Genomic DNA, 13161 nt, shown 5'->3' on the forward strand with positions numbered 1-13161 from the left:
TAGTCATTCCAACATAATAGGAACCATCCTTCTCACTCTGTAGTAAATAAACAAACCATATTTCTTCTCTTTCCTCCATAGTTTTTAATTCTATCAACCAAAAAAAGCGCCTGGAACCACAGCCCCAAGCGCTTTTAACACAATTGACATATTGTATCGTGTGACCCCTACGAGATTCGAACTCATATCACTGGAACCGGAATCCAGCATTCTATCCATTGAACTAAGGGGCCGTTAATGTGGTGGACACATTCCTTATTACTAAGGACGCGCAAATTTATAAAAACTTTTGAATTATTATTAAAAATATAGAAAGTTACTGTTCACAATCTCCCTTTACTCGCTATTTCAGCAGCAAAAACAAGTACCTGTGCCATAACTAAGCACTATAATCTTACTGTTTTTTTTTCATAGATATTTGTTTCCATGACCTATTTCACCCACATTTTCTAAAAGATTTTTTAATTTCGCACTTTCTATACGAACTCATTATTTTGAGTTCATTCATGCGAATTTTTGATACAATAACAATATGGAATACAACTTTAAAGCCATTGAAGAAAAATGGCAGAAGCAATGGGTAAAAGACAAGACTTACAAAGTGGACATTGATAAAAACCGTCCAAAGTTTTATGTGTTAGATATGTTTCCTTATCCTTCGGGAGCCGGCTTACACGTTGGTCACCCACTAGGTTATATTGCTTCTGACATTTACAGTCGTTACAAACGTTCAAATGGCTTTAATGTATTGCACCCCATGGGCTACGATGCATATGGACTTCCTGCGGAGCAATACGCTATTCAAACAGGACAACACCCGGCAATCACTACCGAAAAAAACCTGAACCGATACCGCGAACAGTTAGACAAAATTGGTTTCTGTTACGATTGGGACAGGGAAATAAGAACTTGTGAACCAGATTACTATCACTGGACACAGTGGGCTTTTATGAAAATGTTTGACAGCTATTATTGCAACCAGGCCAAACAAGCCCGACCTATCTGTGAACTCAAAGAGGCTTTTTGCTCGGTTGGAACAAATGGACTCGACTTGGCCGGCACCGAAGATTTAGAATTTACCGCCGGGGAGTGGAAAGCAAAATCGGCAAAAGAACAGGATGAAATATTATTAAACTACCGCTTGGCCTATTTAGCCGATACCATGGTAAACTGGTGTCCTGCACTAGGAACGGTTTTAGCGAACGATGAAGTTAAAGAAGGGATCTCAGTCAGGGGTGGTCACCCGGTTGAACAGAAAATAATGCGCCAATGGCTATTGCGTGTTTCTGCTTACTCCGAAAGATTGCTAGAAGGATTGGATAATGTTGACTGGACAGACTCCTTAAAAGAAATACAGCGCAACTGGATTGGCAAAAGCGAAGGAGCCGAGATGAAGTTTAAGGTAAAAGATTCTGATATCGAAATGGACATCTTTACCACCCGTGCCGATACTGTTTTCGGGGTAACTTTTATGGTACTGGCTCCCGAAAGCGAACTAGTACAGCAATTAACCACTCCTGAACAAAAGGAAGCCGTAGAGGCTTATCTTGAAGAAACTAAAAAGAGAACCGAAAGAGAGCGTCAATCTGAAGTTAAAAAGGTATCAGGTGTTTTCTCAGGTGCTTATGCCATCAATCCTTTATCAGGAGAAGAAATTCCAATCTGGGTTGGCGATTATGTGTTAGCCGGATATGGCACTGGTGCGATCATGGCCGTTCCTGGTCACGATTCGCGCGACTTTGCCTTTGCAAGACACTTTAACTTGCCAATTTTACAGGTAGTAATTCCCGAAGGCGAAGAGGCTACAGATCCTGCAACCTGGGAAGACTCAAAAGATTCCAAGGCAGGAACCATGATCAACTCCGGATTCTTAAACGGATTAAGTGTTCCCGAAGCTATTGCCCAAACAAAAGAATATATCCGCGAGAAAAAAGTAGGCGACGTAAAAGTCAATTACCGCTTACGCGATGCCATTTTCAGCCGTCAACGCTATTGGGGAGAGCCATTCCCTGTTTATTATAAGGATAACATGCCTCATATGGTTGATGAAGCAGATCTTCCTCTTCAATTGCCGGAGATTGACAAGTTTTTACCAACAGAAAGCGGCGAACCCCCATTGGGTCGTGCTAAAAACTGGGTATACAAAGATGCTTACCCATTGGAATTAAATACCATGCCAGGTTTTGCAGGTTCCTCGGCCTACTACTTACGCTATATGGACCCTAAAAACGACAAGGCTTTAGTTGGTAAAGAAGCCAATGAGTACTGGCAGGATGTTGACCTGTATATCGGAGGAACAGAGCACGCAACCGGTCACTTGATCTATTCACGCTTCTGGAATAAATTCCTGTTTGATTATGGATACATTGTTAAAGATGAACCATACAAAAAGCTGATTAACCAGGGTATGATCCAGGGACGTTCGAACTTTGTATACAGAATCAATGGAACCAACAAATTTGTTTCTCTAAACCTTAAAGGTGATTATGAAACAACTGCCATCCATGTTGATGTAAACATTGTAAGTAACGATGTGTTGGATATAGAAAAATTCCAAAACTGGAATCCCGAATATAAAGATGCCGAATTTATCCTTGAAGATGGTAAATATGTTTGCGGATGGGCTGTTGAAAAAATGTCGAAGTCGATGTTTAATGTGGTTAACCCGGATGACATTATCGAAGATTATGGTGCAGACACACTTCGTTTATATGAAATGTTCCTTGGACCACTAGAACAAAGCAAACCTTGGGATACCAATGGTATTGACGGGGTACACAAGTTCCTTCGTAAAACATGGCGTTTGTTCTTTAACAACAATGATGAGTTTGAAGTTTCTGATGATAAGGCAAGCAAAGATGAATTAAAAACGCTACATAAAGCCATCAGGAAGATCACTGACGATATTGAGAAATTTTCATTTAACACCTGTGTTAGTGCCTTTATGATATGTGTTAACGAACTGGGAGCCCTAAAATGCAACAAAAGGGAAATCCTTGAACCACTCACTGCCTTACTAGCTCCATTTGCACCTCACTTATCTGAAGAACTATGGAGCTTACTTGGAAAAACCGGCACTGTTTGCGATGCTGAATGGCCCGAATTTGTAGCCTCACATTTAGTAGAGTCTACCTTCTCCTACCCGGTATCATTTAATGGCAAAATGCGTTTCAAATTAGAAATGCCTGTTGATGCCCCAAATAGCGAGATTGAAGAGGCAGTAAAAAACCACGAATCAGCTCAAAAATGGATCGAAGGAAAAACTATTAGAAAAATCATCATCGTTCCTAAAAAAATCATCAACGTAGTGGTTGGATAAAACAAATCGTATTATACAAGGCCATCTCATTTGGGATGGCCTTTTTTTAACCTGCATCTTTCGCGGTCAAAATTACGAGAAGAGCAGTACTGATCTAACCAGTCTCTGCAAGAAAACTCCTGTTTAATAGTAACTCCCACCACTCACCCCTCGTCCCTGACTGGGGAAGCCTCTCGTACTGTGCGGGTTGGGATAAAATCAAAGTTATTGCTGAGCAAAGCATCATGTATGGGTAACTAAACCTTACATCCATAAAGTCGGCCTCCAACACAGAGAATAAAATCCCACCAAACTTTCCATGACAAAAATCAGCCTATATATTTTTAAAACATGACTTTATTATTGTTTTAAACAACTAACCTTCACTTTCTTTGCAAAAATTTATAACGCATTATACAAGAGGATTAAAAGCCTTATTTTTTATTATTTTTTATAGTCATGACTAAACAAGTCTTTATTCGTGAGGCAAAGTCATATTTAATGCTGACTTTTGCCCTTTGTGTGGCGACATTAGGTTGGGCTGCCTTTATCATCCCTGCTGGAATTGTTGGTGGAGGAATAACCGGCTTAGCCAGTACATTCCATTTTTTATGGGGATGGGATGTTGGTTTGGTTTCTATCTCAATCAATGCACTCCTTGTTCTCCTGGCCATTAAACTGCTTGGTTTTTCGTTTGGTGTAAAAAGTGTTTATTGTATTATCCTATTTGGTATCCTGCTGTCAGCATTTACCCACTCCTTCCCAAAACCACTTACCGACGACACGTTTATGGCAACCCTCATTGGCTCCACTCTGGCAGGAACCGGTGCTGGAATCATATTTGTAAGCGGCGGGAGCACTGGCGGTACTGACATAATCGCCATGATCATAAACAAATACAAAAACATCAGCCTGGGCAGACTATTATTACTATGTGATATTTTTATAATCTCCACCGGATATATTGTGTTTCACAACATTGAAATAGTAATGTATGGTTTTATCACCATGGCTATTTTTGGCTACGCTGTTGACATGGTAATTACAGGAAACAAACAAACCGTACAACTATTTATCATTAGCACCAAATACAAAGAGATTTCAGAGAATATCATTTCAAGAACAGAAAAGGGCTGTACCATCCTGGATGGCGTTGGGGCATATACCGGAGAGTCAAAAAAAGTATTGATGGTAATCTCAAAAAAAAGAACTTCTGCGGTACTGTTCAGGATCATTAAAGATATAGATCCTGAAGCATTTGTAACCATGGGAACCGTTTCCGGCGTATACGGTAAGGGGTTTGACCAGATTAAAGTGTAAGTTAAAACAAGTAAGGACAAAATGACTTTTAGTAAGATACTACAGGAAACAAAATCATATGCAACAATCACAATTGCAGTCTGCCTTTCAAGCTTAGGCTGGGCCGGCTTCCTAATCCCTTCCGGTATAATTGGGGGAGGGATAACCGGCTTGTCCAGCACATTTTACTTTTTATTTGGTTGGGATGTTGGTTTTACTTCATTAGCAATAAACATTGGCTTAATACTACTGGCCATAAAAATATTAGGCCTATCATATGGCATCAAAACAGTATATTGCACAGTTATCTTTTCATTGCTGCTTTCATATTTAACCAAACATTTTACCTCTCCAATCGTTAGCGACATATTTATTGCCACACTACTTGGAGCAGCGCTTGGAGGTACCGGTACAGGTTTATTGTTTATAAATGGCGGAAGCACAGGCGGCACTGAAATCATCGCCATGATCATCAATAAATTTAAAAACGTCAGCCTGGGCCGCTTATTGCTTACCTTTGATATAGTTATAATATCTACCAGCTATATTGTATTCCACGATATTGAGAAGATTGTTTATGGATTAATCACCATGGCTATATTTAGCTACTGTATCGACATGGTAATATCCGGAAACAAGCAAACTGTACAATTATTTATCATTAGTGATAAATACGAAGAACTGGTTGATAGAATTCTGACCGATGGAGATAAAGGCGTTACTATAATTGATGGGATAGGTGGATACACAAGAGAGCACAAAAAAATCCTTATGGTAATATCCAGAAAAAGGACTTCTTCCATCTTATTTAAAATCATCAAAGATATTGATCCCAAAGCTTTTATTACCATGGGAACTGTTTCCGGCGTATACGGGCAAGGCTTTGATAAAATTAAAGCTTAAAATATCTACCAAAATATCCTTGATTTCTAAACAGGTTATAATAACTTGCGGAAAATATTATACACAACACCGCAATAATAAAATTATATCATGTTAAAGTTTCTATTCAATTTTTCTGGTAGATTTATCTTACTAGCCATTATACTTTACGCAATAACAGGCTGCTCCACAAAAGAACAAAAAGACAAACAAACAATCACCAACCCGATAGATACGGTTGCTGTTGCCCCCCCTAACCTATTGTTTGGTTTACCCGTTGACTCTTTTGTAATTGAAAACAACAACGTAAAAAGGAATGAGTTTTTAGCCTCTATTTTGTTAAAATACGACATTCCTTATAACCAAATAGATAAACTGGCAAAACAAAGCAAGAACACCTTTGATGTTCGAAAAATAAAAGTAGGCAATCCTTACTTTGTTTTCCTCGATCACGACAGCCTGCATACGCCCCGCTATTTTGTATATGAAATAGACAAAGTAAACTATGTTGTCTATAACTTACAGGATTCAATCACTGTAACAACCGGGCAAAAAGAAATCAGGAAAGTAAAAAAAACTGCTTCCGGTATCATAACCTCCTCATTATGGAACGCTATGACAGAAAATGGCACCAGCCCTGTGTTAGCTTTGCAATTATCGGACATATACGCCTGGACAGTTGATTTCTTTGGAATTGAAAAAGGTGATTATTTTAAGGTTTTATACACCGAAGACTATGTAGATTCCACCTCTGTTGGAATCAGCTCAATTGAAGCAGCCCTATTTCACCACAGAGGAGATGATTATTATTCGTTTCACTTTCAGGAAGACAGTGCTACATACAATTACTTTGATGAAAAAGGGAAAAGCCTTCGAAAAGCTTTCTTAAAAGCCCCGCTAAAATTCTCTCGCATCAGCAGTCGGTTCTCCCATAGCAGGTACCATCCTGTTTTAAAAATCAGAAGACCACACCACGGAATAGATTATGCTGCACCTAAAGGAACACATGTTTTTTCAATCGGGGATGGACGTATTATTGCCAAAGGATTTCAGGCTCGAGGTGGAGGAAACTATCTAAAAATTAAACACAACAGCGTTTACACTACTGTTTATATGCATTTAAATGGCTTTGCCAAAGGACTCAATCAGGGCGACAAAGTAAAACAAGGGCAATTGATCGGATATGTAGGATCCACAGGCCTATCAACCGGACCACACCTTGATTACAGGGTGTTTAAAAATGGAAAACCAATAGATCCTTTAAAAGTAAAAGCACCTCCTGTAGAGCCAGTAAAGAAAGAAGACATGAAAAGATTTAAGGATTTTTATAAACCTTTAAAAACACAAGTGGACGAACTAATATTGCCACATAGCACTAAATAAAAAACAGAGGCTGTCTTCAATACAAGGACAGCCTTTTTTTATTTAAAATCAGATAACTGATTCGATCATTTTGTCGATTTCCTAAAATCCAATAAATCCTTCAAAAACGGCTTAGTTAAAAAGCTTTCATCATCCAGAGAGCATAATTTTTCAAACATAGCCGGGTTTACAGTAAAAGCCATAATATTTTTTGGCAAATATTTTCGCATAGCCAAATCTGTTGCCCCAATCAACGCCATAGGCTCTTCACTCTGGTTTACCAAGGTTAAAATCTGCATACACCCGGAGCCAAACGGAACACTAACAGTGCTTTTGACAGAATCACTAAAATAATTAGCTCCAATCACCAAAGCACTCAACTGGTCAGCATTTACAAAAAAAGTTACAGACTTAAGATACGCTGCCATCGAATTTTTAATGGTCCCTATATAAATACACTTATGCTTTGATTTATAAGGCAAGCACACATCCAACCAATTTTTAGTAACTTCATGCGAACATTTCAACCCCTCTTCATCACACAAAAATTCCACAAATTCATGAGGCTCTCTGGATTCCTTGCCAAATATCCAATATCCACAGCCTCCACATCCATAATTTGTAGAAGTAAGCTTTAATGTTTGTCCCCGCAACCAGGCATTATAATATGCAAACATACAAATCCGCTTAAAACTAACCGGTTCTATTACATTATCAAAGGGGGCATCATGAGGAGCATCATACACAGCAATTAATGGGATATCAATCCCAAGCTTATCCATCAAATAGTTTGCATCTAACAATGTAGCCATGCCAATTATTGTTTATAAAGGTTTATAGGGCAATTTATCAATTATAAATAAACTCAATATATATGTTATTTCCTAACCCAAACAATACAAAACCACCCTCTATATAAAAGAGCTAAAGCAAATCGTTCAATAACTTTTCTATCACAACCGGATAATATTTATATTCCAACGCATGCACCTTTTGTTCAACATCTTCGGCAGAATCACCTTTATCTACTTTACAGGCCTTCTGAAACAAAACTTTTCCTTCATCATACCTTTCATCCACCATATGGATGGTAATACCGGTTTCCGAATCACTATTAGCCACTACAGCCTCATGAACCTTTTTCCCATACATACCCTTTCCGCCATACTTAGGAAGTAAAGCAGGATGGATATTTACGATACGTCCCTTAAAGGCTTTAACCAAACCTTCGGGAATAAGCCATAAAAAGCCGGCCAATACAACAATATCATACTCCCCAACAATAAGTTCATTTAAGACTTTATCCGTATTATAAAACTCATTTTTATCAAAGACTGTAATATTTATTCCCAATTTCTTCGCCCTTTGGTTGACGAAGGCATCTTTTTTATTGGTAAAAAAGCGAAATTCGGTGTTAAATGACTTCCCTTTAAAAAAATTTACAATATTTTCTGCATTAGATCCCGACCCTGACGCAAAGATGGCAACCTTACTCATTTTCTGTGTTTTATACAATTAACTGAACTAATATTAAGAGTGTCAAAAATAGAAAAAAAAGCATCTATCATCATTTTATTTCAATTTAATTTGAATAATTATCCTGATTTTTTTTCCTTTGCAAAGTTATTTAAATCAATAAATTTTAATTATTAACTTAAAATTAAAAGCTATGTCTGACATTGCATCAAGAGTAAAGGCAATCATCGTAGACAAACTAGGAGTTGACGAAACTGAAGTTACACCTGAAGCAAGCTTCACAAATGATTTGGGTGCTGACTCTCTTGACACTGTTGAGTTGATCATGGAGTTTGAAAAGGAATTCAACATCGCTATTCCTGATGATCAAGCCGAAAACATTGGCACCGTAGGTGATGCCATCTCTTATATAGAGGAGAACGCTAAATAAGTAAATAAAAGTAGTATTATACTTTAAAAGAAGTTATGGAGTTAAAAAGAGTAGTAGTAACGGGATTAGGAGCAATCACTCCACTAGGTAATTCCATCGACGAACTTTGGAACAACCTTGTAAATGGAGTAAGTGGTGCTGCACCCATTACTCGATTTGACACCACCAATTTCAAGACAAAATTTGCTTGTGAAGTAAAAAATTACAACTCTAACGATTATTTTGATCGTAAAGAGGCAAGAAAACTTGATATGTTTGCTCAGTTTGCATTAATTGCATCTGAGCAAGCGGTTCAAGATTCCGGCATTGATACTGAAAGCATTGACCATGATCAGGTTGGTGTAATTTGGGGAGCCGGTATTGGTGGAATTCAAACATTTACAGAAGAAATCAAAGGGTTTGTTAATAACGATGGAAATCCACGTTTCAACCCATTTTTTATACCAAAAATGATTGGCGACATTGCCGCTGGTCATATTTCTATGAAGTACGGATTCAGAGGACCAAATTACAATACGGTTTCTGCATGTGCTTCATCAACAAATGCAATTGGTGATGCTTATAATCTAATAAGATTGGGTAAAGCAAAAGTATTTGTTACCGGAGGATCTGAAGCTGCAATTTGCGAAGCAGGTATGGGAGGTTTCAACTCCATGCAAGCTTTGTCAACCAGAAACGACGATCCTACAACAGCCTCTCGTCCATTCGATAAAGACCGTGACGGTTTTGTAATGGGTGAAGGTGGAGCTGCTTTAATTCTGGAAGAATATGAACATGCAGTAGCTCGCGGTGCTAAAATATACTGCGAAGTTATCGGTTCGGGAATGACAGCAGATGCCCATCACTTAACAGCTCCACATCCTGAAGGATTAGGCGCTAAAAATGTGATGCTAATGGCATTAAAGGATAATGACACAAAAGCTGAGGACATTGATTATATTAATGTTCATGGTACAGCTACGCCTCGTGGAGATATTGCTGAGACTTTAGCTATAAAAGAAGTATTTGGAGAACACGCTTATAAGCTAAACATCAGTTCCACAAAATCAATGACAGGTCACCTATTAGGGGCTGCGGGAGCAATTGAGTCTATTGCCTGTATTATGGCTATTAAAGAAGGAATTGTACCTCCTACTATCAACCACTTTACTGATGATCCTGAAATTGATCCAAAATTAAACATGACGTACCACAAAGCCGAGAAGCGCGAAGTAAAAGCTGCTTTATCAAATACATTTGGTTTTGGGGGTCATAATGCATCAGTTATATTTAAAGCGATTTAATTGATTGTGATTAAAATATTATCTCAAATAATAAAGCTTTCTCCAGACAGGAGAAAGCTTTATTTTTTACTAAAAAAAATTACAGGTAGCTTCCCCTCTGATATTGAGGTTTATGAATTATCTTTGGTTCACAAATCTGCTATGATCAAAAAACCTGACGGGGAAATTATCAACAATGAACGCCTAGAGTTTTTAGGCGATGCAATCCTTGGAGCTGTTGTTGCCCAGGAATTATACAACAAATATCCCAATGTAAACGAAGGTTTTTTAACCAAAACACGTTCAAAAATTGTTAACCGCGCATTCCTTAACGAAACTGCCTTAAAATTAGGGATAAAAAACATCATCAGCTCCCAATCAAAAATAGCCCTTGAAAAAACAAACATCATGGGTGATGCTCTGGAAGCATTGATCGGAGCAATATTCGTTGACAAAGGATACCAGGCATGCAGAACATTCATTACACGTAAAATTCTCATCCCTTATGTCAACCTCAATGAGATAACTAAACTTGATACTAATTTTAAATCAATGTTGATAGAATGGGGGCAAAAATTCAAGCATGACATTCAGTTTATCACCGATGAAATACCTGACAACTGCGAACACGCCCCTGTCTTCGTTTCTTCTGTAGAAATAGACAACAAAGTATTTGGCAGGGGTGAAGGAACTTCAAAAAAAGAGTCTCAGCAAAATGCTGCCATGGAAGCTTTACAAAATGTTTCCTTGCGAAAAGAAGACCTAACTTAAAACATTTTTACTATATTGTTGCTTTCTTAAAAACATGAAAGCGATAGCAATAAACAGCCACGTTTTACTTTCTTAAGAACCTTAATAAGAATGAACAAAAAATTCATATATCTTTTATCTATTATCATTGCCGCAAGTTTGGCAGGTATAATTTACATTCAAACACTTTGGATGCAAAGTGCCAGTGATCAAAAAGAAGCCGAATTTGACAAGCTGGTTAAACAGGCTATATTTGAAGTAATAGATAAACTGGAACGCATAGAGGGTAAAGAACAAGCCTCTCTTTTAACATCGCAATTAAAAAAACAAGGCTCAAAAAAACTACCGGAAAACCTTCAGAGAACCCCAAAATATTTTGACAGCAAAAGAAAGGATGAAAACCTTCTGGATAAAGAAAGCATTGACATTGAATTTAAATTCCAATTACAGGATCAGTTTATTAATACAACAATGCTAACCTTTAATGAAGATTCATTAATTTTTAGCTTAGACAAGCGTTCGCCTATATCAACAAGAACAAGTAAGTTTGGCCCCCTGACAAGTGCTTTACTAACTATTCAGGATGAACTTAAAACAAAGGTTGAAGACAAAAGCGAAATGCTCTTAAATGCATTATTCCCCAAAAGATCTATATCAGAAAGAATCGACAGGGAAAATGTAGATGTAATGCTGATGAACCATTTTGCAGAAAAAGGTATAACGTTGCAGTTTGAGTTTGCCATTTTTGACGAAAAAGGTAAGATGGCCATGGCAACACCCGGATACAAACATAATGGTTCTAAAACTGTTTATCAAAAATATCTTTTCCCCAACGACCTCCACCCCAAAGCCCATAATATAAATTTATATTTCCCCGACCGTCCAAATTTCATGATGCAGTCTATTGGCATGGTCATCCCTTCTGCTACTTTTACATTAATGATGATACTTACTTCAATCATCACTATCATAATCATTTTCAGACAGAAGAGATTAGATGAAATCAAAAACGACTTCATCAACAATATGACGCACGAATTTAAAACACCTATTTCAACAATATCACTTGCTTCGCAAATGTTAAAAGACCCCAGCGTTGCAAAAACACCAAAAACATTACAGCATATCTCGAGTGTAATACAGGATGAAAGCAAAAGATTAAGTTTTCAAGTTGAAAAAGTCCTACAAATGGCTATCTTTGAAAAGGGTAAAGCCGGATTAAAAATAAAAAAATTAGATATCAACCAGTTAATTCACAATGTTTCTACCAATTTTAAACTAAAAGTTGAAAATAAAAACGGAAAAATCATTGAGAGCCTGGATGCAAAAAACAACACAGTTTATGTTGACGAGGTACACTTTACCAATGTAATATACAACCTGTTTGATAACGCCTTTAAATACCGCAAAGGCACCCCTATTTTACAGGTTAAAACGTGGAATCAGGATAATGGAGTGATGATTTCAGTAAAAGACAATGGCATGGGTATCTCAAAAGAGAATTTAACTCGTATCTTTGAGAAGTTTTACCGCGTACCAACAGGAAATGTACATAACGTAAAAGGCTTTGGACTAGGACTTGCTTACGTTAAGAAAATTGTAGATGACCATGGAGGCACAATTACAGCGGAAAGCGAAGTTAATGTTGGAACAAAATTTAAAATTTTTCTACCTATAAAAAGTACTAAGGAATGGAAAAAGAATACAAACTGCTTTTAGCAGAAGATGACGAAAATCTTGGTATGCTTTTAAGAGAATATCTTGAAGCAAAAGGTTACGAAACAGATCTTTTCCCTGATGGTGAAGAGGCTTACAAAGCTTTTACAAGCAACACTTACGACCTATGCGTGCTGGATGTAATGATGCCAAAAAAAGATGGCTTTACACTTGCAAAAGACATCAGGTTAATCAACACTGAAATTCCAATTATCTTCTTAACGGCAAAGTCGATGAAGGAAGATGTTTTCCAGGGATTTAAAATTGGTGCTGATGATTACATTACCAAACCCTTTAGTATGGAAGAGTTGCTTTTCAGATTAGAAGCAATTATCAGAAGGACAAAAGGGTCAAGTGTTATTCAGGACGTATACCAACTTGGAAAATATAAATTTGATACACAAAAGCAGCAGCTAATAGATGGTGAAAATGTTGTAAAACTTACAACAAAAGAATCTGAATTATTAAAGCTTCTTTGTAACAATGCCAATAAAGTACTTGAACGTAATTTTGCTCTGAAAACAATTTGGGTAGACGACAATTACTTCAACGCCAGAAGTATGGATGTTTATATTACAAAACTAAGGAAACACCTAAAAGATGAAACTTCTGTTGAAATCATAAATGTTCACGGAAAAGGTTACAAATTAGTAATGTAAACTCCTCCTCAAGAGATTTTCTTTGAA

The 13161-nt window shown here is 37.4% G+C and carries 11 protein-coding genes and 1 tRNA gene; 9 read left to right on the top strand and 3 right to left on the bottom strand.

What is annotated here, in order from left to right; genetic code table 11:
• Positions 1–161: 161 nt before the first annotated feature.
• Positions 162–233 (bottom strand) — tRNA-Arg (locus OM074_RS00005).
• 299 nt (positions 234–532) lie between these two features.
• On the opposite strand from OM074_RS00005, the gene leuS reads away from it, so the two are divergent.
• The 4 genes from leuS to OM074_RS00025 all read left to right on the top strand — a co-directional run bounded on the left by leuS (position 533) and on the right by OM074_RS00025 (position 6862).
• Positions 533–3319: a leucine--tRNA ligase gene (gene leuS, locus OM074_RS00010; protein ID WP_301197209.1), complete on the top strand. Its 2787-nt coding sequence runs from the start codon at positions 533–535 to the stop codon at positions 3317–3319.
• Between the two features lie 438 nt (positions 3320–3757).
• Positions 3758–4618, top strand: coding sequence for a YitT family protein (locus OM074_RS00015; RefSeq protein WP_301197210.1), 861 nt, complete (start codon positions 3758–3760; stop codon positions 4616–4618).
• A 21-nt stretch (positions 4619–4639) separates the two neighbouring features.
• Complete coding sequence (locus tag OM074_RS00020) at positions 4640–5500, top strand: YitT family protein (protein ID WP_301197211.1); 861 nt, start codon at positions 4640–4642, stop codon at positions 5498–5500.
• Positions 5501–5590: 90 nt separating this feature from the next.
• Positions 5591–6862 (top strand): M23 family metallopeptidase, encoded by a 1272-nt coding sequence (locus tag OM074_RS00025; protein ID WP_301197212.1) that lies wholly within the window; start codon positions 5591–5593, stop codon positions 6860–6862.
• A gap of 65 nt (positions 6863–6927) precedes the next feature.
• Here the strand turns inward: OM074_RS00025 and OM074_RS00030 are convergent, their stop codons facing one another.
• Both OM074_RS00030 and purN read right to left on the bottom strand, forming a co-directional pair.
• A complete protein-coding gene (locus OM074_RS00030) occupies positions 6928–7653 on the bottom strand; it encodes a DUF169 domain-containing protein (protein ID WP_301197213.1) in 726 nt (241 codons plus the stop codon).
• A 112-nt stretch (positions 7654–7765) separates the two neighbouring features.
• Positions 7766–8338 (bottom strand): phosphoribosylglycinamide formyltransferase, encoded by a 573-nt coding sequence (purN, locus tag OM074_RS00035; protein ID WP_301197214.1) that lies wholly within the window; start codon positions 8336–8338, stop codon positions 7766–7768.
• A gap of 172 nt (positions 8339–8510) precedes the next feature.
• On the opposite strand from purN, the gene OM074_RS00040 reads away from it, so the two are divergent.
• From OM074_RS00040 to rprY, 5 genes are all read left to right on the top strand, one after another.
• A complete protein-coding gene (locus OM074_RS00040) occupies positions 8511–8747 on the top strand; it encodes an acyl carrier protein (RefSeq protein ID WP_301190098.1) in 237 nt (78 codons plus the stop codon).
• Positions 8748–8782: 35 nt separating this feature from the next.
• Positions 8783–10030, top strand: a complete 1248-nt coding sequence (gene fabF / locus OM074_RS00045) for a beta-ketoacyl-ACP synthase II (protein WP_301197215.1) — start codon at positions 8783–8785, stop codon at positions 10028–10030.
• A gap of 6 nt (positions 10031–10036) precedes the next feature.
• On the top strand, positions 10037–10780 hold the full coding sequence (gene rnc, locus OM074_RS00050) for a ribonuclease III (RefSeq protein WP_301197446.1): 744 nt from the start codon (positions 10037–10039) through the stop codon (positions 10778–10780).
• Between the two features lie 90 nt (positions 10781–10870).
• Positions 10871–12478: a sensor histidine kinase gene (locus OM074_RS00055; protein WP_301197216.1), complete on the top strand. Its 1608-nt coding sequence runs from the start codon at positions 10871–10873 to the stop codon at positions 12476–12478.
• Entirely contained in the window at positions 12451–13134 is a 684-nt protein-coding gene (gene rprY, locus OM074_RS00060; RefSeq protein WP_301197217.1) for a response regulator transcription factor RprY, read from the top strand. The genes OM074_RS00055 and rprY overlap by 28 nt, the downstream gene beginning before the upstream one ends.
• Positions 13135–13161: the final 27 nt, after the last annotated feature.

The organism is Plebeiibacterium marinum (assembly GCF_026013615.1).
Lineage (GTDB): Bacteria > Bacteroidota > Bacteroidia > Bacteroidales > Marinilabiliaceae > Saccharicrinis > Saccharicrinis marinus_A.